This window comes from Nocardiopsis xinjiangensis YIM 90004 (assembly GCF_000341145.1).
Classification (GTDB): Bacteria; Actinomycetota; Actinomycetes; order Streptosporangiales; family Streptosporangiaceae; genus Nocardiopsis; species Nocardiopsis xinjiangensis.
In genome coordinates this window covers 62,828-87,419 of sequence record NZ_ANBE01000033.1, presented here as the reverse complement: position 1 = coordinate 87,419, position 24,592 = coordinate 62,828, and the positions used below count along the sequence as shown (strand labels likewise).

Genomic DNA, 24,592 nt, shown 5'->3' with positions numbered 1-24,592 from the left:
GATGGCCGACCTGAAGATCACACAGACCCGGTCGCTGATCGGGGGCAAGGAGAAGCAGGCCGCTGCTCTCCAGACCCTCGGGCTGGGCCGGATCGGCAAGTCCACTGTCCGTGAGGACCGTCCCGAGGTGCGTGGACAGATCACGATCGTTTCGCACCTTGTCAGTGTCGAGGAGGTCGTGAAGTGAGCGACTACAGCCCCGACGAGCTGCTCAAGCTGCACCACCTGCGGCCGGCCCCCGGCGCCAACAAGGCCAAGACCCGCAAGGGTCGCGGCGAGGCGTCCAAGGGCAAGACCGCCGGTCGTGGCACCAAGGGCACGAAGGCTCGTAGCACCGTTCCCGTCGGTTTCGAGGGTGGCCAGATGCCCCTCATCCGTCGGGTGCCCAAGCTCAAGGGCTTCAGCAACGCCCGGTTCAAGACGATCTATCAGATCGTGAACCTGGACAGGATCGGGGAGCTGTTCCCCCAGGGCGGCCAGGTCGGCATCGACGACCTGGTGGCCAAGGGCGCAGTTCGCAAGAACGAGCCGGTCAAGGTCCTGGGTACGGGCGAGATCAACGTCGCTGTCCAGGTGAGCGCCACGGCGTTCTCCGGATCGGCGAAGGAGAAGATCGCCGCCGCCGGTGGTTCGACCACCGAGGTCTAGGGATCTTCCCGGATATGCATCGCAAGGGGCGTCCGCACGGCGGGTCGGAACGACCGGTCGGCGGGCGCCCCGCGTTGTTCGGCCCGCGTTGGACGTGAGCGGCGATCGTTATGGCTCACGAACTGATATGAGCGCGTGATGACTGTTACAGTGCCATCTGTTTAAGCTTCCCGCTTGACCTAATGTGAAAACTTCCGAGCACAGGGCGACCAGCCCGTGCTGAGGCTCTACGACGATCAGGATCGGCCGCGATGTCTGGAACCCGTTCCGCCGCCGAAACCGCGCAGGAGGAGACGTGCTAGGTGCGTTCGTTCGTGCATTCCGCACGCCCGACCTGCGCAACAAGCTGCTGTTCACACTGTTCATCCTGACGCTGTTCCGGCTCGGCTCGGTGATCCCCGCCCCGGGGATCGACTCCGCGGCCATCCGGGAGCAGATGGAGGCGGTCACGGCCGCTGATCAGACCGGTGTGTACACACTGATCAACCTGTTCAGCGGTGGCGCACTGCTGCAACTGGCGGTGTTCGCACTCGGGGTCATGCCTTACATCACCGCGAGCATCATCATCAACCTGCTCACTGTGGTGATCCCGCACTTGGAACGCCTCAAGAAGGAGGGGCAGTCCGGGCAGGCCAAGATCACGCAGTACACGCGTTATCTGACCATAATGCTGGCCGTGCTGCAGGCCACCAGCATCGTGGCGATGGCCCGGACGGGTGCGCTCTTCCAGAACCAGATCCCGGCGTCGGTCTACATGCCGAACCAGGACATCCTCACCATGGTGACGATGGTCTTCACGATGACCGCGGGCACCGCGATCATCATGTGGTTCGGTGAGCTCATCACCGAGCGCGGCGTCGGCAACGGCATGTCGCTGCTGATCTTCACCCAGGTCATCGCGATGTTCCCCTCCTCGATCATGAGCATGTTCGAGGAACGCTCCGTCTGGATCTTCACCGTCATCTGCATCGCCGGCCTCGCGCTCATCACGGCCGTGGTCTTCATGGAGCAGGCCCAGCGCCGTATCCCGGTGCAGTACGCCAAGCGGATGGTCGGCCGCCGCATGTACGGCGGCAGCTCGACCTACATCCCGCTGAAGGTCAACCAGGCGGGCATCATCCCCGTGATCTTCGCCTCTTCTCTGCTGTACCTGCCACAGCTCATCGTGGGGCTCATGGGCCAGGACTCCACCCACCCGGTGGCGGAGTTCTTCCAGACCTACTTCCTCACAGGGACTCACCCCGTCTACATGGCGACCTTCTTCGTCATGATCGTGGGCTTCGCGTTCTTCTACGTCGCGATCACGTTCAACCCCACTGAAGTCGCCGACAACATGAAGAAGTACGGTGGTTTCATCCCGGGTATCCGACCTGGGCGTCCCACGGCTGAGTACCTCGACCACGTGCTCACACGTCTGACGACGCCAGGGTCCTTGTACCTGGGTGTGATTGCTCTTCTTCCGATGGTCGCGCTCGGAGCCACCGGCGCCGACATGAACTTCCCCTTCGGCGGGACGAGCATTCTGATCATGGTCGGTGTCGGGCTGGACACGGTGAAGCAGATCGAGAGTCACCTCCAGCAGAGGAACTACGAAGGTTTTCTGCGATAAATGCGCGCTGTATTGGTGGGTCCGCCTGGGGCCGGTAAAGGTACCCAGGCCCAGATCCTCGCGACCGAGCTGTCGATCCCGAAGGTGTCCACCGGGGACATCTTCCGGGCCAACGTCAGTGGTGGCACGGAGCTTGGCAAGAAAGCCAAGGAGTACATGGACCGAGGGGACCTGGTCCCTGACGAGGTCACCAACGCGATGGTCAAAGATCGCCTGGCACAGGAGGACGCGGCAGAGGGCTTCCTGCTCGACGGGTTCCCGCGTAACGTGCCCCAGGCGGAGACGCTGAAGACCATGCTCGCCGACCTGGGCTCGAAGCTGGACGCGGTCCTGGAGCTGCGGGTCGACGAGGAAGAGGTCGTCAAGCGTCTCTCCGGGCGTCGCTCCTGCCCGGAGTGCGGCCGTGTCTACCACGTCGAGTACGACGCCCCGAGGACCGCAGGCCGGTGCGACGAGGACGGCACCGAGCTGTACCAGCGGGAGGACGACCGGGAGGAGACCATCCGGCACCGCCTGAAGGTCTACCGGGACCAGACCGCGCCGCTGGTGGAGTTCTACGAGGGCGAAGGGCTGCTGGCCACCATCGCGGCGACCGGTCCGGTCGCCGAGGTGTCCGAGCGCGCCATGGCGGCGATCCGGGAGAAGGCTTCCTCCTGATGATCCGCAGAACCGAACCGGTGCAGCTCAAGACCCCGGAACAGATCGAGCTGATGAGGGGGGCGGGCCGCATCGTGGCCCGTGCCCTCGACGCCGTGCGGGACGCGGTCCGGCCCGGTGTGTCGACCCTCGAACTCGACGCGGTCGCCGAGAAGATCATCCGCGACGCGGGGGCCGTACCGTCCTTCAAGGGCTACTACGGTTTCCCGGGGTCGATCTGTGCCTCGGTCAACGAACAGGTCGTCCACGGGATCCCGAGCGCCGAGAGCGTGCTCTCCGACGGTGACATCGTCTCCGTCGACTGCGGAGCGATCCTGGATGGCTGGCACGGGGACTCCGCCATCACGGTGGTCGCCGGGACCCCGCGTGAGGAGGACCTGCGCATGATGGCCGTGTGCGAGGAATCGATGTGGCAGGGCATCGCCCAGATGCGTGTGGGCGGTCGTCTGAGCGACATCAGCCATGCCATCGGCACCTACATCGCCGACAACGGCGGTTACGGCAACGTGCGTGAGTACGGGGGGCACGGCATCGGGACCGAGATGCACATGGATCCGCACGTGCTCAACTACGGCCGAAAGGGCAGGGGAGTCAAGCTGGTCGAGGGCATGTGCCTGGCGATCGAGCCGATGACGACCATGCGTGGGCACGACGTGATCACCCTCGACGACGACTGGACCGTGGTCACCCGCGACGGCGGCAGGGCAGCCCACTTCGAACACTCGGTGGCCATCACCGCGGGTGGGCCGATGGTTCTGACGGCTCGCGAGGAGAACTGCGATAAGGTCGCGGACATGGGATTCGTCCAGCCGAGCTGGTGACGGCCCGGCGCCGGCCCGAGGAAGCGGGGCCGAGGGTCCGGTACGTCACCGCCCTCTTCCTTGCGAGGTGCGCGCAGTGTCCGACCAGGTTCCCCCCATGCGGACATCCGATTCCGAACGTGACCGGATCGCCCAGCTGCTCCAAGAGCATTTCGCCCAGGGGCGGTTGGACCACGAGGAGTTCACCGAACGCCTCTCCGGCGCCTACAAGTCGCGTACCGAGGCGGAGCTGGCCCGGGTCACCGAGGATCTTCCCGAACGCGATCTCGCCGAGTTGCGGGACGCGGAACGGGTGCCGGAGGAGGCCTCGGCCTCTCCACTGAGTTGGCGTGATCCTGCTCTCCTCATCCCTTGGTTCCTGTGGGGCGGGGTCAACCTCCTCTGTTTCGCCATCTGGCTGATCGTCTTCCTCACCACCGGCCACTCCTATCCCTGGTTCCTGTGGGTTCTGTTCCCGTGGGGGATCCTCATGGGGTTGGTGACACTCGGGGTGATGTGGGGACAGCGCGGAGGCGAGGACGGCCTCCACCGGTAGTGACTGATCGGGGCTTGTCCGGTGTAAGGTGTTCCGCCCTCTGGCAGGAGTACTTGCCCGAAGGGGTAGACTTGCATTGCCCATACGCGGGCTGTTGGGTCAGTCTGCCTTCCTCGTTGCGCGTCCACACGGCGCACGCTCTTGCAGTTGGCCCGAGCTTCCAGTGAGTTCTGGCGTCGGTGACGTGTGTGACCAGTCGTCGCCGGGGCCGTAATGTCATGCCAGGACCGCTGGGGACGCGTCGGGTTGTCCTGATCAACCAATCGATGAGCGAGGCGTGGAGGACATGGCCAAGAAAGACGGCGCCATCGAGATCGAGGGTTCCGTTGTCGAGTCCCTACCCAACGCTGTGTTCAAGGTAGAGCTCGACAACGGGCACCAGGTCCTTGCCCATATCAGCGGCAAGATGCGGATGAACTACATCCGCATTCTTCCCGACGACCGTGTCGTCGTGGAGCTGAGCCCGTACGATCTCACGCGCGGGCGCATCGTTTACCGCTACAAGTAGTCGGCTGGGGCCGCACGGCCCGGAGCCGCATGAGTTCGGAGTCACCATGAAGGTCAAGCCGAGCGTGAAGAAGATGTGCGCGAAGTGCCGCGTGATCAGCCGCAACAGGCGGGTTATGGTCATCTGCTCGGACCCGCGCCACAAGCAGCGCCAGGGTTAACGACCCGGCGGGCTTGCTGCGGATTCACGCATCGCAAGCACCCGTCCCGGGGCTTCCCGGGAGGTTGTGGAACAACAGGAACCCGTCCCGATTCCCGTCCGACCGCATCGACGGTCCGGGAACCACCCCTGGTCGGAGGCCGGGGCCTCGTCGATTGGGCGACGAGAGGGTGGGACGGGTACAGACCTCCGCACAAGAAGAGATGGAGTATCGCCCACATGGCACGTATTGCCGGCGTGGACCTCCCCCGTGACAAGCGGGTGGAGATCGCTCTCACATACGTCTTCGGGATCGGTCGCACGCGCGCGATCGAGACCGTCAACAACGCTGGTGTCGACGGCAGCACCCGCATCCACGAGCTGTCCGAGGAAGACCTCGTCAAGCTCCGCGAGTGGATCGAGAACACCTACCAGGTCGAGGGTGACCTGCGCCGCGAGGTGCAGGCCGACATCCGTCGCAAGATGGAGATCGGTAGCTACCAGGGCATCCGTCACCGTCGTGGTGTGCCCGTCCGCGGTCAGCGCACGCAGACCAACGCGCGCACCCGCAAGGGCAAGAAGAAGACCGTGGCCGGTAAGAAGAAGTCCGGCAAGAAGTAGTCCGCTCGGACCATCCACCGAGTCCGAGAACCGTTTACGGACCGATGATCTCTGGGAGTTTCGCCAATGCCGCCTAAGGGCCGTCAGGGTGCCGCGCGCAAGGTGCGCCGCAAGGAAAAGAAGAACATTGTCCACGGACACGCTCACATCAAGAGCACGTTCAACAACACGGTGGTGACCATCACCGACCCGAACGGTGCCGTGATCTCGTGGGCCAGCTCCGGTCAGGTCGGCTTCAAGGGTTCGCGTAAGTCGACCCCCTACGCCGCTCAGATGGCCGCCGAGTCCTCCGCGCGCCGTGCCCAGGAGCACGGTGTCCGCAAGGTGGACGTGTTCGTGAAGGGCCCGGGGTCGGGCCGGGAGACCGCCATCCGTTCGCTGCAGGCGACCGGTCTGGAGGTCGGCTCCATCCAGGACGTCACCCCGGTTCCGCACAACGGCTGCCGTCCGCCCAAGCGCCGCCGGGTCTGATCCCGTCTCCGGCGTCCGCGTACCTGCCCCGCGGGCGCCGTGCCGCGCTTGTCGGCCGTGCTCCCATCACGGGAGCGCGCGCTGGGTAGGAATCCGGTCAACGGGCACCCGTCCGGTGGTGCCCGTCAGGTGGTCGTCAAATAGCGGGCGGCCATGTGGAAGGGAAGACACGGACCATGTTGATCGCACAGCGTCCCACGCTCACCGAGGAAGTCGCCTCGGACCTGCGCTCGAAATTCGTCATCGAGCCGCTCGAGCCGGGCTTCGGTTACACCATCGGCAACTCGCTCCGGCGCACGTTGCTGTCCTCCATCCCCGGTGCGGCTGTCACGAGCATCCGCATCGAGGGCGTCGAGCACGAGTTCACCACCGTGCCCGGTGTCAAGGAGGACGTCACCGAGATGATCCTCAACCTCAAGGGCCTGGTCGTCAGCTCCGAGCACGACGAGCCGGTGCTGATGTACCTGCGCAAGCAGGGCCCCGGTGTGGTGACCGCCGCGGACATCGCTCCGCCGGCCGGTGTCGAGGTGCACAACCCCGACCTGCACCTGGCCACGCTCAATGGCAAGGGCAAGCTCGAGATGGAGTTGACGGTCGAGCGCGGCCGCGGTTACGTCTCGGCTACGCAGAACAAGCAGCAGGGTCAGGAGATCGGCCGTATCCCGATCGACTCGATCTACTCCCCGGTGCTGCGTGTGACCTACAAGGTCGAGGCCACCCGTGTGGAGCAGCGCACCGACTTCGACCGCCTGATCGTCGACATCGAGACCAAGCCGGCCATCCGTCCCCGTGACGCCGTGGCCAGCGCGGGCAAGACCCTGGTCGAGCTCTTCGGTCTGGCGCGTGAGCTCAACGTCGACGCCGAGGGCATCGACATGGGCCCGTCGCCGACGGACGCCGCACTCGCGGCGGACCTGGCGCTGCCCATCGAGGACCTCAACCTCACGGTCCGGTCCTACAACTGCCTCAAGCGTGAGGGGATCCACAGCGTCGGCGAGCTGGTTGCCCGCTCCGAGCAGGACCTGTTGGACATCCGCAACTTCGGTGCCAAGTCCATCGACGAGGTCAAGCAGAAGCTCGTCGACATGGGCCTGTCGCTGAAGGACTCCCCTCCCGGATTCGACCCCGGCTCCGCGGCCGATTCCTTCGGCTCCGAGGACGACGAGGACGAGTCCTTCGTCGAGACGGAGCAGTACTAGACCTTCGTCGCCCAATGGTCCCCGGCCGAGTGCTGCCGTGGACCGCACCACTAGGAGAACGACACCATGCCCACGCCTACGAAGGGCGCCCGTCTGGGTTCCGGGCCGGCTCACGAGCGGCACATGCTGGCGAACCTCGCCACCTCGCTGCTCACCCACGGCCGCATCCGCACCACCGAGACCAAGGCCAAGCGTCTGCGTCCCTACGTCGAGAAGCTGATCACTTTCGGCAAGCGCGGTGACCTGCACGCCCGTCGCCAGGTGCTGACCAAGATCACCGACAAGGCCGTCGTGCACGAGCTGTTCACCGAGATCGGCCCGCGCTTCGAGAACCGTCCCGGTGGTTACACCCGCATCACCAAGATCGGTCCGCGCAAGGGCGACAACGCCCCGATGGCCGTGATCGAACTGGTCGAGGCCATGGCCGCCCCGGCCGCTCCGGCCACCTCGGCCGCTCCCTCGGAGGAGACCTCCTCCGAGGAGGCCGCCGGGGCCTCGGAAGCAGGGGACCAGCCTGCCGAGGACACCACCTCGGAGCAGACCGCTCAGGCCGAGGGCGACAAGTCCGAGGACAAGTAAGACAAGGCGCACGACGTTTTCGCGTGCTTCCTGCCGAGTGCCCGATCCCCGTGGGGGGTCGGGCACTCGTCGTATCCGGGACGGGACAGCAACGATGGACGTGAACGAGATGACGGTCGGGGGCCCCGAGCTGGTGCGGGTGCGCTTCGACATCGCCTACGACGGCACCGACTTCTCCGGGTGGGCCACCCAGCCGACCCGGCGTACCGTCCAGGGGGAGCTGGAGAACGCGCTGGCCAAGGTTCTGCGCCTGCCGTCGGTGCCGCTGACCTGCGCGGGGCGTACCGACGCGGGTGTGCACGCGCGCGGTCAGGTGGCCCAGGCCGACGTGCCGCTGCAGACGTGGGAGCGCGAGGGGGAGCGGGTGCTGCGGCGCCTGGCCGGTGTGCTGCCCAAGGACGTACGGGTCAACGACGCGCGTGTGGCCCCGCCCGGCTTCGACGCCCGCTTCTCCCCCCTGTTCCGGCGCTACCTGTACCGGGTCGGTGACGCACCCTACGGAGTGGATCCGCTGCGGAGGCGGGACGTGTTGTGGCACAGGCGCCCGTTGGACACGGACCGGATGAACGCCGCGGCTGAGCGGTTGCGCGGCGAGCACGACTTCGCGGCGTACTGCAAGAAGCGGGAGGGTGCGACGACCGTCCGTGAACTGCTGCACCTGTCGTGGGAGCGGGTGGACGAGCACCTGCTGCACGGGACGATCAAGGCGGACGCGTTCTGCCACAACATGGTGCGTGCGCTCGTGGGAGCGCTGTTGGCGGTCGGGGACGGCCGACGTGCGCCCGAGTGGCCGGGGGAGGTGTTGCGGGCCGGTGTGCGCGATTCGTCGGTGCACGTGGTCGGTCCGCAGGGGCTGAGCCTGGAGGAGGTGCGCTACCCCGCGGACGAGGAGCTCGCACCGCGTGCGTCCGCGACCCGGCGGGTGCGGGAACTGCGCTGAAGCGGCCGTGCGCGTGGGTACCCGGATGAGACACCCGCGGAAAACACGAGGGGCGGCGGCCTGTGTGGCCGCCGCCCCGTCACGTGTGTCGGACCGGCCCTCTAGGAACGCTCGTCGGAGATCGAGGTGTGGAGTTCCTCCAGGAACCCGTCGCTGACGCTGCGCAGCTCGGTGGCGTCCTCCGCGCCCTCTTCCGAGCCCTCTTCCCCGGCCGTGCCGTCCGTGCCGAGGGAGAAGAGCACGTACCGCCCCCACGTGGCGCTGTTGCCGAACCCGCCGGCGTGGTCCAGGCCCTCGGCGGCCGACCCTTCTTCGCCGGACAATCCCGCGAACCACTGGGCGGCGACGAGGTCCTGTTCGCCCAGAGCGGCCCCTGCCTCTTCCTCCGAGGGCATGGCGGCCACACCGACGGTCACCGCGTGTCCGTCGTCCTCGTTGAGGTAGGAGGCGCGCACCAACTGGCGGCAGTCGTTGCCCGAGAGCACCTCGCCGTACTCGCCGTGTGCGCCCTCGGCGCAGTCCTCGACGTCGTCGACCGCGACCCGGTCGAAGTCACCGTCGTAGTCGTCGGTGCTCAGCGACACGGACTCGGGGAAGAGGGTCTCGGAGTCGAGCGCGTCCGGGTCCTCGTCCTCGTTCGCGACGGTCGCGGCCTGGGCGCCGCCGTCGGGGAGCGATCCGCTGGAGGCGATGAAGTAGGCGCCGCCCGCCGCTGCGACGAGCAGGACCACGAAACCGCCGATCAGCAGGGTCTTGCGCTTGCCGGTGCCGGAGTTGCCGCCCTCGTCGTAGTAGTCGTGGTCGTCCATGCTCTGGACGTCGAACTGTGCGGTGTCGGCGCCGTGGTCCTCGGGGACCTCGTCACGGAAGAGCGGACGGTCGTCGCCGCGTCCGGACGAGGGGACGGCGGCGAAGTTCTGGGTGGCTCCCACCGACTCGGTCGGAAACATCGGTTCCTCGGGGGGCGTGTCACCGGGACCGGCTCCGGGGCCGGGACCCTGAGGGCCGCCGTGAGGCATGGGCGGCGGAGGGCCGTTGGGGCCGCCGGGACCACCGGGAGGCGGGCCCTGGGGGCCGCCCGGCCCCATGGGCGCGCCGGGCGGCACGGGGGGACCCGCAGGGTGCCCGGGGCCCTGCGGTCCGTGCTGGGCGCCGGGACCGTGCGGGCCTCCTGTACCCATCGGAGGGGGCGGTCCGTTCGGGGAGCCGTGGCCCATGGGCGGGTGCGGGCCGCTGGGGCCGTTGGGGGCGCCCGGAGGCGGGCCCTGGGGGAATCCGGGCCCGCCGGGGCCCTGCGGGGGACCGGGGGGAACGGGCGGCTGACCGCCGCCCGGGCCCATGGGGCCCTGGGGAGCTCCGGGCCCCCGGGAGCCACCCGGACCTTGAGGGGGGCCGGGGGGCATGGCCCGGTGCGGTCCCCCGGGGCCCTGGGGTCCGTTGGGTCCGTTGGGGCCGCCCGGCCCCGGAGGCCCACCAGGGCCCGGAGGCCCACCGGGGCCCGGGCGGCCGCCCGGGGGCACGGGCGGCTGCTGTGGGCCTTCCGGGGCGCGGGGCGCGCCCGGTGCACCGTGGCCTTCCGGTGCTTGCGGGCGGTGTGGCGGGTGCGGGCCGCTGGGGCCGTCGTGGCCCTCGGGGTCCGGGGGGACATTGCGATTCATGGCTTGGTGGGATCCGCTCGGGGTGTGGGGATGTCCGGGGCCATTGTGCCCCCTGGGGGGCATGGGGCCGTAGGGGCCACCGGTCGGGCCCGTGGGGCCTCCGGGGGTGCTGGGCTCCATGGGACCGGTAGGGCCGACAGGGCCGCTGTGGNGTGTCTGTCCGGGGCGGCTGCGGTCCTCCGGGAGGGACGGGTGCGTACCCGCCGCTCTTCGTGTCCGTGGGAAAGTTCTGGTGCCCGGCCGGTGTCTGTGAACCGGCGCCTTCGGTGCCGGCCCACGGGGGTGTCGGGACGCTGAACGTCGGTTCCCGTGCACCGGTTCCCTCGGTGTCGGCCCATGGAGGCCGCGGAGCGCTGGGCGGGACCGGTGCGTATCCGCTCTGGAGCGCGTCGCCGGGGGCGGCAGATCCCTCCGGCCCGGCCGCCGCACCGGACGCCCCGGCGCCGCTGTGACCGGTCTCTCCCTCTCCGAGGGCGCCCGAGCGGCCGAAACCCCACGCGCCGGACCCGTCGTCTGTGAAATCCTGTTCCCCGGCCCCTGCGGGGGCCGAGGGCTCCGGTCCCAGCAGGTCCCGGCCGTCACCGTTCTGCTGTCCGTCCGGACCGTTCTGCGGCGAGTGCGGATGCGTACTGATGAGAGTCTCCGAAGGCTCCGAGGATGGGACGGAAGGCGCCCGTGCGTTCCGATCGCGGGGGAGACGGGATCGTGACGGGTGTCTCCGAGGGGGTGTCAGTGCCCGTCGCACGGGGGCAGAGAGCGTCCTTTCGGTGCAAGGGTAACCAACGCCCGGCCGAGAACGGGACGAAGCACTTCTGACGGCAGGCATAATAAAAGGCGGAGAGGTCACGGACGTGGCCCCGGGTCCGTACTATGGAGTGCGGACGTGGTCCTGCGCGGGACACCTGGATTCGTTTTGACCTGTATCCGGGGAGCCGAGTAGGATGTTCCGTCGTTGTGCGTTGAGTTGCCGTGGGCCCCAGACATCGAGTCACAGGGAGCCGATCCACGCACCACCGTCTGCGCACTCACCACCGGAGTCGTCCTGAAATGGTATGGGACATCCGGCCAGTGACGGCCCCGCAACCGCGGGGAGTTCCCGGCCCCGCGCCCGCGGGGGTGTTCCGTAAACGAGTCCACCATCCCTCCTGGGATGGGGCAGCCGACTGAAGAGCGAAGGCAAACGATCGTGCGCACATACAGCCCCAAAACTAGCGATGTCCAGCGTCAGTGGCACGTTGTCGACGCTACCGATCTCGTGCTCGGGCGTATGGCGAGCCAGGTTGCCACGCTGCTTCGGGGCAAGCACAAGCCCTACTACGCGCCCCACATCGACACCGGCGACTTCGTGATCGTCGTGAACGCCGACAAGGTCGCGCTGACCGGTAAGAAGCTGGAGCAGAAGCGCGCGTACCGGCACTCCGGTTACCCGGGCGGTATGCGTTCGGTCTCCTACTCGGAGCTGATGGAGAAGTACCCCGAGCGCGCCATCGAGAAGGCCGTGAAGGGCATGCTCCCCAAGGGTCCCCTCGGGCGCCAGATGGCCAAGAAGCTCAAGGTGTATTCCGGCCCGGAGCACCCGCACCAGGCCCAGCAGCCGGTTCCGTTCGAGATCGGCAAGATCGAGCAGTCCGCCTAGGCGTTCGCGAGACTTTACAGGAAGTACGAGGAGAACCGTGGTCGAGCCCACCGGCATCGAAGACGTCGAGCAGGAGTACACCGAGAACCCGGAGGAATTCCCCTCCGAGTACACCAGCGAGTCCGACGAGACCGTCGCTGCCTACGTTCCCACCGCGTCCGGCCCCAGTGCCGGCACCGGCCGCCGCAAGAAGGCCGTGGCCCGTGTCCGGATCGCGCCCGGCACCGGTGAGGTCAAGGTCAACGGCAAGTCGCTCGAGGACTACTTCCCGGACAAGGTCCACCAGCAGGCCATCAAGGAGCCGCTGGTCTCCCTCGGGTTCGACGGCGCCTACGACGTCTTCGCCCGTCTGAACGGCGGAGGCCCGAGTGGACAGGCCGGCGCCATGCGTCACGGCGTTGCCCGTGCGCTGTCGTCCCTGGACCCGGAGAACAACCGCCCGACCCTCAAGAAGGCCGGTTTCCTCACCCGCGACGACCGCGAGGTCGAGCGGAAGAAGGCCGGTCTCAAGAAGGCGCGCAAGGCTCCCCAGTTCTCCAAGCGCTGATGCTCTCTCGCCGGCTCCTGCCCGGCTGAGCTGTGGCCCGTACGTCGTCCCCGCTCACGGGGAGGGCGTACGGGCCTTTGTTTTTCCGGTGGCGTTTTTCCTGCCACCCCGAACTCTCCGGCGCCGTCAAGGACGCGCCGATCTCGAAAGGGGCTGACGCTGTGGCTCGGCTGTTCGGAACCGATGGTGTACGCGGTGTCGCGGGTCAGGACCTGACCGCAGATCTCGTACTGGACCTGTCCGTCGCGGCGGCGCGCGTGCTCACGGAGCGGCGCGAAGGACGACGGCCCATGGCGGTCGTGGGCCGTGATTCGCGCGCCTCCGGTGAGTTCCTCGAGGCGGCCGTCGTCGCCGGGCTGGCCAGCACCGGGGTGGACGTGGTCCGGGCGGGCGTGCTGCCGACCCCGGCCGTGGCCCACCTCACCGGTGACCTCGGGGCGGACTTCGGTGTCATGCTCTCGGCCAGCCACAACCCCGCCCGCGACAACGGGATCAAGTTCTTCGCAGAGGGCGGCCACAAGCTCGCCGATGCCCTCGAGGACGAGATCGAGGGCATGCTCGGAGTGCCTTCCACCCCGGCCACCGGCGAGGACGTGGGCCGGGTCGCGGAGGCCACCGACGGGGCCGAGCGTTACGTCGAACACGTCGTCGGGTCCCTGCGCCACCGTCTGGACGGGTTGAAGATCGTCGTGGACTGCGCGCACGGTGCCTCGAGCACCGTCGCCCCCGAGGCCCTGCGCCGGGCGGGCGCCGAGGTCATCGCGATCGGTGACGCCCCCGACGGCCACAACATCAACAAGGGCCACGGCTCCACGCACCTGGACGCGCTCCAGGAGGCCGTGCGCCTGCACGGCGCCGACGCCGGTATCGCCAATGACGGTGACGCCGACCGCTGCCTGGCCGTGGACTCCGGCGGAGAGGTCGTCGACGGAGACCAGATCCTGGCGATCCTGGCGACCGAGCTGAAGGGGTCCGGCCGGCTGGCCGAGGACACCCTCGTGGTCACGGTCATGTCCAACCTGGGGCTGAAGCTGGCGATGAAGCGCGAGGGCGTGTCCGTGGTCGAGACGGCCGTGGGCGACCGCTATGTGCTCGAGGAGATGAAGCGCGGCGGGTTCACGCTGGGCGGTGAGCAGTCGGGCCACGTGATCCTGCTCGACCACGGCACCACCGGTGACGGGGTCCTGACCGGTCTGCACCTGATGTCGGCGATCGCACGCCGCGGTCAGGGGCTGGCCGAGTTGGCCGAGGTCATGACGCGTCTGCCGCAGGTGCTGATCAACGTTCCGGACGTGGACCGCACCAAGGTGAACGACTCCGCACCGTTGTGGGCGGCCGTGCGCGAGGCCGAGTCCGTGCTGGGCGAGACCGGCCGGGTTCTGCTGCGCCCGAGCGGTACCGAGCCGAAGGTCCGCGTCATGGTCGAGGCGCCCGAGGAGGAGCAGGCCCGCGCCGTCGCGGAGGAGCTCGCCGGGGTGGTACGCAAAGAGCTGTCCTGACGGGCACGCCACCGAACGACGGAACGCGGTCGCACGGCTCCGGGGAGGAGCGGTGCGACCGTTTCTCGTGTGGCCCCCTGGGCAGAGGCCATGGGGTCGGGGAAGGGAACGGGCATGGTCACGGACACGTGGTTCGGTCAGGCGCTGACGGTCGGCGTCGACATCGGCGGCAGCAAGGTCTCGGCGGGTGTGGTCACACCGCAGGGACGGCTCCTGGCACAGGTGCGCACCGAGACCCCGCACCGCAGCAAGAGCTCCGACGTGGTGGAGGAGACCGTCGTCGGGGCCGTCGACGAGCTCCGCTCCGCCCATCCTGTGCGTGCGGTCGGGGTGGGTGCGGCCGGTTTCGTGGACGAGCACCGCGCCGAGGTCCTGTTCGCTCCGCACCTGTCGTGGCGGGGCGAACCCCTGCGGGACGCGTTGTCGGTACGGCTCGGGTTGCCGGTGGTGGTGGAGAACGACGCGAACGCTTCCGCCTGGGCCGAGGCGCGTGTGGGCGCGGGCCGGGGCTCCGACGACGTCGTGGTGGTGAACCTGGGGACCGGTATCGGTGGGGCGATCGTGCTCGGAGGGCGTCTGTACCGGGGCCGGTACGGGGTGGCCGGGGAGTTCGGGCACATGACGGTGGTTCCCGGCGGGCACCTGTGCGAGTGCGGCAACCGCGGTTGCTGGGAGCAGTACGTGAGCGGCCACGCCCTGGCGCGGGAGGCCCGTTCGCTCGTGGCCGCGGGCTCCCCGGTGGCCGGCGCGCTTTCGGAGGCCGTCGGCGGGAACCCCTCACTGGTCACGGGTGTGCTCGTCGGTGAGCTGGCGGCCAAGGGCGACCGCGCCTGCGTGGAGCTGATGGAGGAGGCGGGGGAGTGGCTCGGCCGGGGCCTGGCCGACCTCGCCGCCGCCTTCGACCCGGAGGTGTTCGTCATCGGCGGCGGGGTCTCGGAGACGGGGGACCTGCTGCTGGGGCCGGCGCGCACCGCTTTCGAGCGCGGGCTCACCGGTCGCGGGTACCGGCCCGCGGCGCGGGTCGTGCCGGCGGCGTTGGGAAACGAGGCGGGGATCGTCGGCGCGGCCGACCTGTCGCGCGAGGGGCTGCCCCGTTGGCGCCAGGGCCGCCGCCAGCGGAGGTTGGGCCGAGGCTGACCCCGGAGCAGGTTCTGGACCCGGATGCCGATCGGGAACGGGACCTCGGCCTCGAGCCCTTCCCGTGCGGCGGTGACGGGGGACGTATCTCGGCATTTCGGTGCCGTCCAGTTCGTGGACGTGGGCGGCCGGCCGGTCCTCTTCCGGCCCGATGCGCCAGAAGTGCGGGAGCCCCGCTCGGGCGTACTTCCTGGGTTCGGTGGTGGCGGAGGGGGCGGCGGGTCCTGGTCCGGGCGGGCTACCCACAATTAACCGAACCCGGTTCTAGTGCGTGGGTCACACTCTCTGTAGAGTGCCTGACATGGATCTCAACGGAATCTCCGCCCTCGTCTCGGGCGGTGCGAGTGGCCTGGGTGAGGCCACCGCCAAGGAACTCGCCTCCGCCGGTGCGACCGTCGTCGTGGCCGACCTCAACGCGGAGCGCGGCGAGGCCGTCGCCAAGGAGATCGGCGGCGTCTTCGTCAGCACCGACGTCTCCCAGGAGGATCAGGTCGGGGCCGCGGTCCAGGCCGCCGTCGACACCGGCAAGCCCTTCCGGGTGGCCGTCTCCTGCGCCGGCATCGGCTGGGCCACCCGGACCGTCGACCGCCACGGCACCCCCCACGACCTGGACAGCTATCAGAAGGTCATCCAGATCAACCTGATCGGTACCTTCAACGTGCTGCGTCTCTCGGCGGCCGAGATCGCCAAGACCGAGCCGGTCAACGAGGACGGCGAGCGCGGCTCCGTCCTCAACACCGCCTCCCTCGCCGGTATCGAGGGCCAGATCGGCCAGATCGCCTACTCCTCCTCCAAGGGCGGTGTCATCGGCATGACCCTGCCGGCCGCGCGCGACCTGGCCGCCGTGGGTGTCACCGTCAACACCATCGCCCCCGGAATCCTCGAGACGCCCATCTACGGTGACGGCCCCGGCTCGGAGGAGTTCAAGCAGAAGCTGGCCTCCCCGGTCCCCTTCCCCAAGCGCCTGGGTACCCCCGAGGAATTCGGCAAGCTCGCCCGTACCCTGGTCGAGGTCAGTTACGTCAACGGTGAGGTCGTCCGCATCGACGGCGGCCTCCGCATGCCCCCGAAGTAGGAGGAACCCGTGTCCGACGAGGTTCTCTACAGCACCGAGGACGGCGTCGCCGTCATCACCATCAACCGCCCCAAGGCCAAGAACGCGGTCAACGCGTCCGTGGCCGGCCAGATCGCCGAGGCCCTCGACGACCTGGACTCGCGAAGCGATCTGACCGTCGGCATCATCACCGGCGCAGGCGGGACCTTCTGCGCGGGTATGGACCTCAAGGCCTTCATGAAGGGTGAGGTCCCGGTCGTGGAGGGACGCGGGTTCGGTGGCTTCGCCGAGGCCCCGCCGAAGAAACCCCTCATCGCCGCGGTCGAGGGCCATGCCCTGGCCGGCGGGTTCGAGGCGGTGCTCGCCTGCGACCTGGTCGTGGCCGCCGAGGGGGCCGAGTTCGGCATCCCCGAGGTCAAGCGCGGACTGGTGGCCGGCGCGGGCGGTCTGCTGCGGCTGCAGCACCGCATCCCGCGCAACCTGGCCTCGGAGTTCGCCCTCACCGGTGAATTCGTGGGTGCCCAGCGCCTGGCCGACCTGGGCCTGGTCAACCGGGTCACCGGCAACGGCGGCGCGCTCGAGGGCGCCAAGGAGCTGGCCACGAGCATCAGCGCCAACGGCCCCCTCGCCGTGCGGGTCTCGAAGGAGATCATGGCGGCCTCCGACGACTGGTCCNCGCCAGCCACGACGCGATGGAGGGTGCGGCGGCCTTCGCCGAGAAGCGTGCCCCCGACTGGAAGGGCGAGTAGCCCGGTCGGAGCGTGAACCGAGGGGCGGTCGACAGAGGTCGGCCGTCCCTCGTGCTGCGTCGGGGGCCGAAGACGCACCGGGGGCGGTCTGGTTCCTGTTGATCCCCATGAGCGCGCCTTGGCCGACTTCTCCCGGCTTGTACGGCCCCGGTCCGACCCGGGTGCGTAGCGGTGCCGGCGCGGCTCCGAGACGGGCACTGAGGGATCGAGGGGCCGCCCCGGCTCGCGAATGTGCCGGTCCCGTGCACGGCCGCGGGCCCTTCTCGGGGTCCGTAGGACCAGGCCCGGACGGGGTACGGCTCAGCTGTGCTCGGAGACCTCCGCGGCCGCCGAGGAGCTCAGCGGCCCGGCCTCGCCCCGGTTCTCCTGCCCCGAGGCCTCCAACAGGTGCGGTTCCAGCGCAGCGGCCATCGACTCGGAGAAGGCGTAGCTGAGGTGGTGCTTGTCGTAGTAGACGAGCTGGTTGCCGATGACGCCCTGGCAGGTTCCGTCCTGGCACAGGTATCCGGTGAGGTCGACGAAGCTCGTGTTGTCGGGGACCTCGGCCAAGTCCTGGTAGGGGGCGGTCTCGGCCATGGAGTCGCGCTGGTCGGCCACGCACTCGGCGGCGCCTTCCTGGGCGACGCACTCGGGCACGTCGTAGTCGAAGCGCGGGGTGTCGCGGACCGCGATCATGTCGATGCCCATCTCGTCGAGCTGGTACCAGCGCTGCACGAAACCGTCGGGGACGTGCTCCTCGCCGTCCTCACTGGAGTCGGTCAGGGACGCCAGGCCGAAGACCGCGTCGATGTCGCGGCTTCCCAGCTCGGTCATGACCTGCTGGTTCCACGCCGTGCAGTTGGGGTACTCCTTGCCGGCGCGGTACTGGACCTCGGGGCTGAACTGGCACGCGTTCCGGGTCATCATGACCATGTTCCAGCCCTGGCGTTCGGTGATGGTCTTCATCGCGTCGAACCAGTGGCGGACGTGGGAACTGCCCACGAGCGCGATGGTGAAGTCGGCGTCGGGGTCACCGAACTCGCACAGCACCATCTCCTCGTCCTCGGCCACGGCGTTGCACTCGTCGGTCCGCGCGATGGTGTCCTCGGCGACCGTGGAGGTGTCGGGGTGCACGGGCAGGACCGGCAGCTCGGTCGCCAGTTCCTGATCGAGGTGGACGGCGGCGCCCGGGTAGTTCATCGGGTTGGAGCTGAGCTCCAGGCGCAGGTCGCGGTTGCGGTCGATCTCCTGGCCCCACAACGAGGTCGCCACCAACACGGGCACGATGAAGAGCACACCTGCCGCCAGCGACCAGATCGGGGCCTTGTACCGGGTGGTCACACGGGTGACGCCGCCGTCGACGGCCCAGGTCGTGGCGACAGCGGCCACGAAGGAGACCGCCAGGATCATCAGGCCGCCGGTGAAGGACGGGCGGACCCGGTCGGTGACCTCCAGGTAGAAGACCAGCACCGGCCAGTGCCACAGGAACAGGGGGAAGGCGCGTCCGCCCAGCCAGGGCAGCGGCCGCATACTCAGCAGGCGGTTGGCGGTAAAACGTCCGTTCCCGTTCTCACCGGCGCCGGCGAGGATGACGAGCGCTGCCGCGGCGGTCGGCCACAAGGACGCGTAACCGGGGTAGTCCAGGGTGTCGCTGATGACCGCGCCGCAGGTCACGAGGGCGGCCAGACCCAGCCACCCGGCGGCCCCGCGCAGCCATCCGGGCAGGTTCAGGTAGGGGACCGACAGGGCGAGCAGCCCGCCCAGCGCCAGTTCCCACAACCGGGCGCCGCTGTCGAAGTAGGCCCACACGGGCTCGTTGGCGGTGATCCACACGGAGTACACGAAGGAGCCCGCCGCGACCAGCGCGACCGATCCGAGGGCGGCCGTTCGGATCCGCATCCCCAGCCACGCCGCGACCATGCCCACCGCGGTGATGAACAGCGGCCACACCAGATAGAACTGCCCCTGGATCGCCAGTGACCAGAAGTGCTGTACCGGGCCGGCCGCGGAATTCTCGGCCATGTAGTCGACGGAGCCGAAGGCCAGGTTCCAGTTGCCGTAGTACAGGAGTGAGGCCTGCACCTCGCTGAGGATCTCGGTCCAGCGCGAACGCGGTATGAACAGGTAGGTGCCGAGGAGGACCGCACCGAGCACGACCGCGCCCGCTGGGGAGAGCCGTCTGAGGACCTTGCTCCAGTAGGCACCGAACTCGACCCGGTCGCCGCGTTCCAGGGTGCGTACCAGCGACCCCGTGGCCAGGAATCCGGTGAGCAGCAGAAAGACGTCGACGCCCCCGGAGACCGTGCCGAACCAGATGTGGTAAACGGCGATCAACAGGGCGGCGACGGCACGCAACCCCTCGATGTCGAGGCGGTGGCGGCTCTGAGCCGACGGGGTCACCGGTGAGGAGAGCACGTCGGAGACGGGTCGCGGGGCAGGAGCGGACACGGAACGACTCCAGGCTCGGGACAGAAGAGAACGTGGATGCGCCAAGCGGGCGGCGCTGCGCGCGCAGGCCGAGAGAAGTGGTCGGCGTCCCTGAGGGGCCCGCAGCTTCAGTATTGGGTCGGGGCACGACCACTCCGGAAGCAGGGGCGCCCTTGTTGCCAACTCGAGATTCAATCTCTGTGGTCACGTAGCCCTGTGGCCCTCCGGGTGAGGCGTGGATCACCGGGGCCGGTGAGGTGGGTCCCGTGCCCAGGGCCTCGGGGCTGTCCCGTGGTTTCCGCGGGGACGTCATCCTGATGTCACGTTTTCGGCACTTTTCGCCTCTCGTGTCACCGGGGAAGGTCATCCGGCCGTCATCTCTGTGGGTCCCGCGGTGCTGCCCGTTCGCGCACATTCCTCGCGACGGTCGGCCCGACATCCTCCCGAGACCGTGTCCTACCCCCGACCTGCCTCATGGAGGTCCACGTATGAACACGTTCACGCTCGCCGATGTTCGCGAGCAGACTTACAAACCCCGGGACTCTTGGTGGACGGTCTGGCTCGTCGACCCCCTCGCCTCACGATTGGTGGCCTTCACCGCGAACCGCACCTCGATCACCCCGAACCAGCTCACGCTCGCGGCGCTGTTCCTGGGTCTGGTCTCGGCGGTCTGTTTCTTCCTGGGCGACTGGTACTGGCTGATCACCGGTGCTGCGCTGTTCCATCTGAGCTTCGTGCTCGACTGCATGGACGGCAAGGTCGCCCGCCTCAAGGGCAACGGTTCCGTCTTCGGGAGCTGGTTGGACTACGTCTTCGACCGCATCAGGGTCCTGATCTGCGCGATCGCGCTGATGGGCGGCCAGTTCCTGCAGACCGGCGCCCCGGTCTTCCTGTGGTTCCTGCTGGGCATCGTCTTCACCGACATGTTCCGCTACCTGAACTCGCCGCAGATGGCGAAGGTGCGTTCGACCATGCGCCGCCACATCGCCTCGGTCATCCGCGAGGTGGAGGAGGCCACCGAGGGCGACACCAGCGGGGTGCGCCGGGCGGCCGGCACCTTCGGCAGTGACGAGAGCGTCGTCGACCACTTGGGCGACGACGACGCCAGCGTCTCCCTCGGCGGCACGGAGCGGGTCAACGCGCCCGGTGCGGCCATGCATCACGCCGACCCCGGCCAGGTCACCCAGCCGACCGCTACGAGCAAGGCCAAGGAGCTGCAGAGCACCACGCTGCAGAAGGGGTTCGACCGCCGTTTCCCCTGGTACCGGACCATGCGGGACTCCTTGCGCACCAACCGCATTCGTCCGCACCTGTTCAGCGGCATCGAGTACCAGATGGGTGTCTTCATCATCGCGCCGCTGGTGGGCGTGTTCTCCCTGACGGGCATGCTCGTGACCATCGCGGCCTCGGCGGTGTTCATGTTCGCCTTCGAGGTGCTGATCATCTACAAGCTGTGGTTGTCCACGCAGGAGTTCACCCGCGTCACCCGCGACATCAACACCGCGCTGGTCTCCTTGGAGGAGCGTCGGCGCGAGAACGCCGCGATGTCCTGAGCCGGGACACGGACACGGTTACGGGGGACGCCGCGCGTGCGCAGCGCCCCCGTACCGGGGATTCGGTCGTTGCGGGCCGGGGGCGCTCTTCCCGCGCCCGCAGGGCCGCCGGCCTCACTCGGGGAGGTTCCGGACCACCCCGCCGTCCTGCAACCGACTGCGTTCGTTGTCGGCGGGGTCGGGCGCCGCGAGCACGAACGCGACCAGGGCGGCCAGGCCCAGCCCGACCGCGAGCAACCCGCCGCAGCCGAAACTGATCCACAGCCACGGTGCGGCCTGGGGCCCGCTCCTGGGCGCGGGCGCGCCGCCCCCGGGAGAAGTGTGTTTGTCGGAGGACGGTTCCTGTGAGGGCTGCTGGCTCATGAGCTCCGGCTCCCTGTCGACGGGGCCACCGTTCGCAGGGCCGGTGCCCCGCCACAAGCGCATACCCAGGTCCCCTGCCCCGTACGCCCTCGCGCGGGCCGTGTGCGGCCGCTCCCGGGCGGGCCCGGCGGGACGGGCCGGGCAGAACCGTCCTCGGGAGCGCGGCCTAGGGTGGGGGCATGGCACGGCTGCTCATCGTTCACCACACCGTCTCGCCCGCCACGCAGGAGATGCTCGACGCGGTCCTGGAAGGCGCGCACACCGACGACATCGAGGGTGTGGAGGTGCACGCCCGCGCCGCCCTGGCCGCGGGCCCGACGGAGCTGCTCGCCGCCGACGCCCTTCTCCTCGGTACCCCGGCCAACATCGGGTACATGTCAGGAGCCCTCAAGGATTTCTTCGACCGCAGTTACTACCCGGCCCGGAACGACACCCGGGGACTGCCCTACGCCCTGTACGTGCACGGGGACAACGACACGTCCGGCGCCGTGCGGGCCGTGGAGTCCGTCTCCAAGGGCATGGGCTGGGAACGCCACCGCCCGCCGGTGACCGTGACGGGCCGTCCCGACGCCGACGCCCGCGAGGCCTGTTGGGAACTGGGCGCCGTCACTGCGCTCGCGGCACTGGAGCGGGCCCAGGGCTGAGCTCGGTCCGGGGCCGGAGCCCCGCAGGCGGGGTTGTTCGACGGTACGGGCCGGCGGAACGCGGTCCCCGTGGTGCGCGGGTTCAGTATCCGCGCCAGGCGCCCTGGTGATAGCCGATGATACGCGGGTGCATCATCGTGGAGGCTTCCGCGGCCTCCTCCTCTTCACTGCGGTCCCTCGGGAAGACCTGGGCGGCGTCGAGCAGCTCCTCGTCCAAGAACTCCAGAGCCGGCGCGTCCTCGGGTACGTCCAGCTCCGGTTCCCCCTGGGCCGAGGCGAGGTAGAAGCCCCAGTTTCCGAAGGTGGGCACGTCCACGTTGTAGGGCACCGAAGCGAACTCGGCATCCTCCAGCGAGTGGCCCACGCTCCAGTACGCCTCGGGGGCGAAGTACGGTGAACCGGCCTGGACGACCAGCCGGCCGTCCTCGGCCATCCTCTCGCGCACCAACGAGTAGAACTCGACCGTGTACAGCTTCGAGGTTCCCACGTCCTCGCCGTCGGGCAGGTCGGCCACGACCGCGTCGAACTGTCCGGCCTCCTCGCGCAGCCACTGGAACGCGTCGGTGTTGACGACCTCCACACGCGGATCCTCGAGGGCGTTCTCGTTGAGGTCGCGGATGACGGGTTCGTTGACGGCCAGCTCCACCACCGCCGGGTCCAGGTCCACGACGGTGACGCTCTCGACGTCGTCGTACTCCAGGATCTCGCGCACCGCCAGCCCGTCGCCGCCGCCCAGCACCAGCACGTTCTCGCGTGGCCCGTCCATCACCGGGTGGATGAGCGACTCGTGGTAACGGTACTCGTCCAGGGTGGAGAACTGCAGGCTCCCGTTGAGGAACAGGCGCACGTCCTTCCCGTCGACCGACCGGGTCAGGACGACCTCCTGGTACTCCGAACGTTCGGCGTGCACGATCGGGTCCCGGTACATGGCCTGGCGGGCGTCGATCTCGAACTGGTCCGCGTACAGGTAGGCCAGCCCCAGGGCCGCGACGATCACACTCAGTCCGGCTCCGAGGCCCGCGTAGGCGCGGCGGCTCAGATCGTCGCGGAAAAGCCACAGGACCACGGCCACACCCACGACCGCGTTGAGCAGACCCACCGCGAGCGCGCCCTTGGGCAGACCCAGGACGGGCAGCAGCAGGAACGGGAACGCCAGACCGCCGATGAGCCCGCCCACGTAGTCGGCGGCGAACAGGTCCGCGACCGCCTGGGAGGCCTCTTGCTTGCGGATGCGCTGGATCAGCGTCATCAGCAGGGGGATCTCCATGCCGATGAGCATGCCGATGATGAACGACAGCACCACAAGCGCCGGCTGGTAAGCGGAGAACCACGCGAAGGCCGCGTAGAGCAGCAGCACCGACAGACCGCCGATGAGGGAGAGCAGACCCTCGATGACGGCGAAGGACAGCGCGGGACGGTGCTGGAACCGTTTGGACAGCAGCGACCCCACACCCATCGCGAACACCATGACCGACAGGACCACGGAGGCCTGCGTGATGGTGTCGCCGAGGAGGTAACTGCCGATCGCGACGAGAGCGAGCTCGTACACCAGGCCGCAGGCGGCGCAGATGAACACCGCCAGCATCACGAAGAACCGTGCTGCGCGTGGACGGATCGGGAGCCTGGTTCGGGCGCCTGTCGGGGTCTCGGTCAAGTCGGGGTGCTTTCTTCGGAGAGGGAGGCGCAGGGCCTCAGGAGATGGCGGCGGCCACCACCAAAGCGACGGACAGGTGGGCGGTGGCGCTCACCCAGGTCGCGGGGTGGAACTCGGAACTGGAGATGACGGCCCTCACGCTGGTCGGGGTGATCAGGTCGATGATCAGGAACGAGGCAGCCATCACGGCGAGACCGATGAGCCCGAACGCGGCGGCGGAGAGCAGGCCGGCGCCCAGGCCGAGCTCGGAGTAGCTGGACAGGATCGCGGACACGACCACCACGGCGGCACCCAGGGTGTTGGCCGACACCAGCAGGACCGCGTTGGGGTTGCGTTCCTCCCAGATCAGTTCGTGCAGCTTGCCGGGGGTGAGCAGGTCGGTGGTCAGGTAGCCGAGCAGCATGATGGCCGTTCCGACCGCCCCGTAGCCGAGCGCGGACAGGGAACTGGTGAGGATCTCGTCCATGAAATTGGTCCAAGAGAGGGATTGAGGGATTGACTGTGTCGGGAAGCATGCGCTCCCCGACCTGCAGTTTACTTGCCCGTCCCGGTGCCGCCTCCGCGCGTGTTGCTGCCGCTGCCGCCGCTGTCGTTGGAGCTACCGCCTCCGCCACCGAAGAAGAAGAAACCACCGCCGCCACCGCTGTTGCTGTTGCTGCTGTTGCAGTCGTCCGCTGTCGGGGACGCCGAGGCCGATGGCGACGGGGAGGACCCGAACACCGGTGACGGTGAGGCGGAGGGCGAGGCGGACGGGGAAGCAGAGGGCGAGGCGGAAGGGGAGGCGGACGGGGAGGCCGCGGCGCTCGAGTTGTTGTCGCAGTCCTCGTTGTTCGAACTGCCCCCGCACGCGGAGAGCAGCAGGGTCAGGGCCAGGGCTCCTCCGCACAACACGGAGGACTTCGTCTTGGTCGTTCGGGGCGCCGTGGCCCCGCGCATGGTGTCAACCACGATGGGCATCCTCGGAAT

General features: G+C 68.7%; 26 protein-coding genes and 1 pseudogene. 21 read left to right on the top strand and 6 right to left on the bottom strand.

All coding sequences use genetic code 11. From position 1 onward, the window contains the following. The first annotated feature begins 1 nt into the window (after position 1). From rpmD to truA, 13 genes are all read left to right on the top strand, one after another. A complete protein-coding gene (rpmD, locus tag D473_RS0116615; RefSeq protein WP_017610181.1) occupies positions 2 to 187 on the top strand; it encodes a 50S ribosomal protein L30 in 186 nt (61 codons plus the stop codon). Beyond that, positions 184 to 648 (top strand): 50S ribosomal protein L15, encoded by a 465-nt coding sequence (gene rplO / locus D473_RS0116610; protein ID WP_017610180.1) that lies wholly within the window; start codon positions 184 to 186, stop codon positions 646 to 648. Before rpmD ends, rplO begins: the two co-directional genes overlap by 4 nt. Before the next feature lie 295 nt (positions 649 to 943). Continuing rightward, positions 944 to 2,257, top strand: coding sequence for a preprotein translocase subunit SecY (gene secY, locus D473_RS0116605; RefSeq protein ID WP_017610179.1), 1,314 nt, complete (start codon positions 944 to 946; stop codon positions 2,255 to 2,257). Continuing rightward, positions 2,258 to 2,914 carry an adenylate kinase gene (locus tag D473_RS0116600; RefSeq protein WP_193373288.1) on the top strand — a complete coding sequence of 219 codons (657 nt, stop codon included), beginning with the start codon at positions 2,258 to 2,260 and terminating at the stop codon, positions 2,912 to 2,914. Continuing rightward, the gene (gene map, locus D473_RS0116595) at positions 2,914 to 3,735 is read left to right on the top strand and encodes a type I methionyl aminopeptidase (RefSeq protein ID WP_017610177.1); all 822 of its coding nucleotides are present in this window, start codon (positions 2,914 to 2,916) and stop codon (positions 3,733 to 3,735) included. The genes D473_RS0116600 and map overlap by 1 nt, the downstream gene beginning before the upstream one ends. Before the next feature lie 76 nt (positions 3,736 to 3,811). Continuing rightward, positions 3,812 to 4,270 (top strand): DUF1707 domain-containing protein, encoded by a 459-nt coding sequence (locus tag D473_RS0116590; RefSeq protein WP_017610176.1) that lies wholly within the window; start codon positions 3,812 to 3,814, stop codon positions 4,268 to 4,270. 286 nt (positions 4,271 to 4,556) lie between these two features. After that, positions 4,557 to 4,778 (top strand): translation initiation factor IF-1, encoded by a 222-nt coding sequence (gene infA / locus D473_RS0116585; RefSeq protein ID WP_086002075.1) that lies wholly within the window; start codon positions 4,557 to 4,559, stop codon positions 4,776 to 4,778. 46 nt (positions 4,779 to 4,824) lie between these two features. Next, entirely contained in the window at positions 4,825 to 4,938 is a 114-nt protein-coding gene (gene rpmJ, locus D473_RS0116580) for a 50S ribosomal protein L36 (protein ID WP_026127033.1), read from the top strand. A 218-nt stretch (positions 4,939 to 5,156) separates the two neighbouring features. After that, on the top strand, positions 5,157 to 5,537 hold the full coding sequence (rpsM, locus tag D473_RS0116575) for a 30S ribosomal protein S13 (RefSeq protein ID WP_017610175.1): 381 nt from the start codon (positions 5,157 to 5,159) through the stop codon (positions 5,535 to 5,537). A gap of 66 nt (positions 5,538 to 5,603) precedes the next feature. Next, on the top strand, positions 5,604 to 6,008 hold the full coding sequence (gene rpsK, locus D473_RS0116570) for a 30S ribosomal protein S11 (RefSeq protein WP_017575978.1): 405 nt from the start codon (positions 5,604 to 5,606) through the stop codon (positions 6,006 to 6,008). 176 nt (positions 6,009 to 6,184) lie between these two features. Then, the gene (locus D473_RS0116565) at positions 6,185 to 7,207 is read left to right on the top strand and encodes a DNA-directed RNA polymerase subunit alpha (protein ID WP_017610174.1); all 1,023 of its coding nucleotides are present in this window, start codon (positions 6,185 to 6,187) and stop codon (positions 7,205 to 7,207) included. Positions 7,208 to 7,273: 66 nt separating this feature from the next. After that, the gene (gene rplQ / locus D473_RS0116560) at positions 7,274 to 7,786 is read left to right on the top strand and encodes a 50S ribosomal protein L17 (RefSeq protein WP_026127032.1); all 513 of its coding nucleotides are present in this window, start codon (positions 7,274 to 7,276) and stop codon (positions 7,784 to 7,786) included. Between the two features lie 94 nt (positions 7,787 to 7,880). Next, positions 7,881 to 8,726, top strand: a complete 846-nt coding sequence (truA, locus tag D473_RS0116555) for a tRNA pseudouridine(38-40) synthase TruA (RefSeq protein ID WP_017610172.1) — start codon at positions 7,881 to 7,883, stop codon at positions 8,724 to 8,726. Positions 8,727 to 8,827: 101 nt separating this feature from the next. On the opposite strand, the gene D473_RS0116550 is transcribed toward truA, so the two are convergent. Next, on the bottom strand, positions 8,828 to 9,676 hold the full coding sequence (locus D473_RS0116550; RefSeq protein WP_017610171.1) for a hypothetical protein: 849 nt from the start codon (positions 9,674 to 9,676) through the stop codon (positions 8,828 to 8,830). Positions 9,677 to 11,570: 1,894 nt separating this feature from the next. On the opposite strand from D473_RS0116550, the gene rplM reads away from it, so the two are divergent. The 6 genes and pseudogenes from rplM to D473_RS25780 all read left to right on the top strand — a co-directional run bounded on the left by rplM (position 11,571) and on the right by D473_RS25780 (position 17,006). Continuing rightward, complete coding sequence (rplM, locus tag D473_RS0116545) at positions 11,571 to 12,020, top strand: 50S ribosomal protein L13 (protein ID WP_017610170.1); 450 nt, start codon at positions 11,571 to 11,573, stop codon at positions 12,018 to 12,020. 37 nt (positions 12,021 to 12,057) lie between these two features. Next, complete coding sequence (gene rpsI / locus D473_RS0116540; RefSeq protein ID WP_017610169.1) at positions 12,058 to 12,567, top strand: 30S ribosomal protein S9; 510 nt, start codon at positions 12,058 to 12,060, stop codon at positions 12,565 to 12,567. Positions 12,568 to 12,728: 161 nt separating this feature from the next. Next, positions 12,729 to 14,066 (top strand): phosphoglucosamine mutase, encoded by a 1,338-nt coding sequence (gene glmM, locus D473_RS0116535; protein ID WP_017610168.1) that lies wholly within the window; start codon positions 12,729 to 12,731, stop codon positions 14,064 to 14,066. A 114-nt stretch (positions 14,067 to 14,180) separates the two neighbouring features. Next, the gene (locus D473_RS0116525; RefSeq protein ID WP_017610167.1) at positions 14,181 to 15,203 is read left to right on the top strand and encodes an ROK family glucokinase; all 1,023 of its coding nucleotides are present in this window, start codon (positions 14,181 to 14,183) and stop codon (positions 15,201 to 15,203) included. A gap of 301 nt (positions 15,204 to 15,504) precedes the next feature. Continuing rightward, positions 15,505 to 16,278: an SDR family oxidoreductase gene (locus tag D473_RS0116520; protein ID WP_017610166.1), complete on the top strand. Its 774-nt coding sequence runs from the start codon at positions 15,505 to 15,507 to the stop codon at positions 16,276 to 16,278. A 9-nt stretch (positions 16,279 to 16,287) separates the two neighbouring features. Beyond that, positions 16,288 to 17,006: pseudogene (locus tag D473_RS25780) on the top strand (crotonase/enoyl-CoA hydratase family protein). Positions 17,007 to 17,306: 300 nt separating this feature from the next. Here D473_RS25780 and D473_RS0116510 read toward each other — a convergent pair. Further along, positions 17,307 to 19,433, bottom strand: a complete 2,127-nt coding sequence (locus D473_RS0116510; protein WP_033353508.1) for an acyltransferase family protein — start codon at positions 19,431 to 19,433, stop codon at positions 17,307 to 17,309. 467 nt (positions 19,434 to 19,900) lie between these two features. On the opposite strand from D473_RS0116510, the gene D473_RS0116505 reads away from it, so the two are divergent. Then, the gene (locus tag D473_RS0116505; protein WP_017610164.1) at positions 19,901 to 20,965 is read left to right on the top strand and encodes a CDP-alcohol phosphatidyltransferase family protein; all 1,065 of its coding nucleotides are present in this window, start codon (positions 19,901 to 19,903) and stop codon (positions 20,963 to 20,965) included. Between the two features lie 114 nt (positions 20,966 to 21,079). Here D473_RS0116505 and D473_RS0116500 read toward each other — a convergent pair whose 3' ends face one another. Then, positions 21,080 to 21,328: a hypothetical protein gene (locus tag D473_RS0116500; protein ID WP_241474809.1), complete on the bottom strand. Its 249-nt coding sequence runs from the start codon at positions 21,326 to 21,328 to the stop codon at positions 21,080 to 21,082. A gap of 179 nt (positions 21,329 to 21,507) precedes the next feature. Between D473_RS0116500 and D473_RS0116495 the strand changes: the two genes are divergently transcribed. Then, positions 21,508 to 21,972, top strand: coding sequence for a flavodoxin family protein (locus tag D473_RS0116495; RefSeq protein ID WP_017610162.1), 465 nt, complete (start codon positions 21,508 to 21,510; stop codon positions 21,970 to 21,972). Between the two features lie 82 nt (positions 21,973 to 22,054). Here the strand turns inward: D473_RS0116495 and D473_RS0116490 are convergent, their stop codons facing one another. From D473_RS0116490 to D473_RS0116480, 3 genes are all read right to left on the bottom strand, one after another. After that, the gene (locus D473_RS0116490; protein WP_017610161.1) at positions 22,055 to 23,626 is read right to left on the bottom strand and encodes a polyamine aminopropyltransferase; all 1,572 of its coding nucleotides are present in this window, start codon (positions 23,624 to 23,626) and stop codon (positions 22,055 to 22,057) included. Positions 23,627 to 23,663: 37 nt separating this feature from the next. Further along, positions 23,664 to 24,092, bottom strand: coding sequence for a DUF350 domain-containing protein (locus D473_RS0116485; protein ID WP_017610160.1), 429 nt, complete (start codon positions 24,090 to 24,092; stop codon positions 23,664 to 23,666). Between the two features lie 68 nt (positions 24,093 to 24,160). After that, positions 24,161 to 24,583, bottom strand: coding sequence for a hypothetical protein (locus D473_RS0116480; RefSeq protein ID WP_017610159.1), 423 nt, complete (start codon positions 24,581 to 24,583; stop codon positions 24,161 to 24,163). Between the last annotated feature and the right edge of the window lie 9 nt (positions 24,584 to 24,592).

Bases quoted from the DNA above. Each gene is read 5' to 3' on its own strand.
- rpmD (WP_017610181.1), top strand. From the start codon at position 2: ATGGCCGACCTGAAGATCACACAGACCCGGTCGCTGATCGGGGGCAAG.
- D473_RS0116600 (WP_193373288.1), top strand. From the start codon at position 2,258: ATGCGCGCTGTATTGGTGGGTCCGCCTGGGGCCGGTAAAGGTACCCAG.
- map (WP_017610177.1), top strand. From the start codon at position 2,914: ATGATCCGCAGAACCGAACCGGTGCAGCTCAAGACCCCGGAACAGATC.
- infA (WP_086002075.1), top strand. From the start codon at position 4,557: ATGGCCAAGAAAGACGGCGCCATCGAGATCGAGGGTTCCGTTGTCGAG.
- rpmJ (WP_026127033.1), top strand. From the start codon at position 4,825: ATGAAGGTCAAGCCGAGCGTGAAGAAGATGTGCGCGAAGTGCCGCGTG.
- rpsM (WP_017610175.1), top strand. From the start codon at position 5,157: ATGGCACGTATTGCCGGCGTGGACCTCCCCCGTGACAAGCGGGTGGAG.
- rpsK (WP_017575978.1), top strand. From the start codon at position 5,604: ATGCCGCCTAAGGGCCGTCAGGGTGCCGCGCGCAAGGTGCGCCGCAAG.
- D473_RS0116565 (WP_017610174.1), top strand. From the start codon at position 6,185: ATGTTGATCGCACAGCGTCCCACGCTCACCGAGGAAGTCGCCTCGGAC.
- rplQ (WP_026127032.1), top strand. From the start codon at position 7,274: ATGCCCACGCCTACGAAGGGCGCCCGTCTGGGTTCCGGGCCGGCTCAC.
- truA (WP_017610172.1), top strand. From the start codon at position 7,881: ATGGACGTGAACGAGATGACGGTCGGGGGCCCCGAGCTGGTGCGGGTG.
- D473_RS0116550 (WP_017610171.1), bottom strand. From the start codon at position 9,676: ATGTTTCCGACCGAGTCGGTGGGAGCCACCCAGAACTTCGCCGCCGTC.
- D473_RS0116525 (WP_017610167.1), top strand. From the start codon at position 14,181: ATGGTCACGGACACGTGGTTCGGTCAGGCGCTGACGGTCGGCGTCGAC.
- D473_RS0116520 (WP_017610166.1), top strand. From the start codon at position 15,505: ATGGATCTCAACGGAATCTCCGCCCTCGTCTCGGGCGGTGCGAGTGGC.
- D473_RS0116505 (WP_017610164.1), top strand. From the start codon at position 19,901: ATGAACACGTTCACGCTCGCCGATGTTCGCGAGCAGACTTACAAACCC.
- D473_RS0116500 (WP_241474809.1), bottom strand. From the start codon at position 21,328: ATGAGCCAGCAGCCCTCACAGGAACCGTCCTCCGACAAACACACTTCT.
- D473_RS0116495 (WP_017610162.1), top strand. From the start codon at position 21,508: ATGGCACGGCTGCTCATCGTTCACCACACCGTCTCGCCCGCCACGCAG.
- D473_RS0116485 (WP_017610160.1), bottom strand. From the start codon at position 24,092: ATGGACGAGATCCTCACCAGTTCCCTGTCCGCGCTCGGCTACGGGGCG.
- D473_RS0116480 (WP_017610159.1), bottom strand. From the start codon at position 24,583: ATGCCCATCGTGGTTGACACCATGCGCGGGGCCACGGCGCCCCGAACG.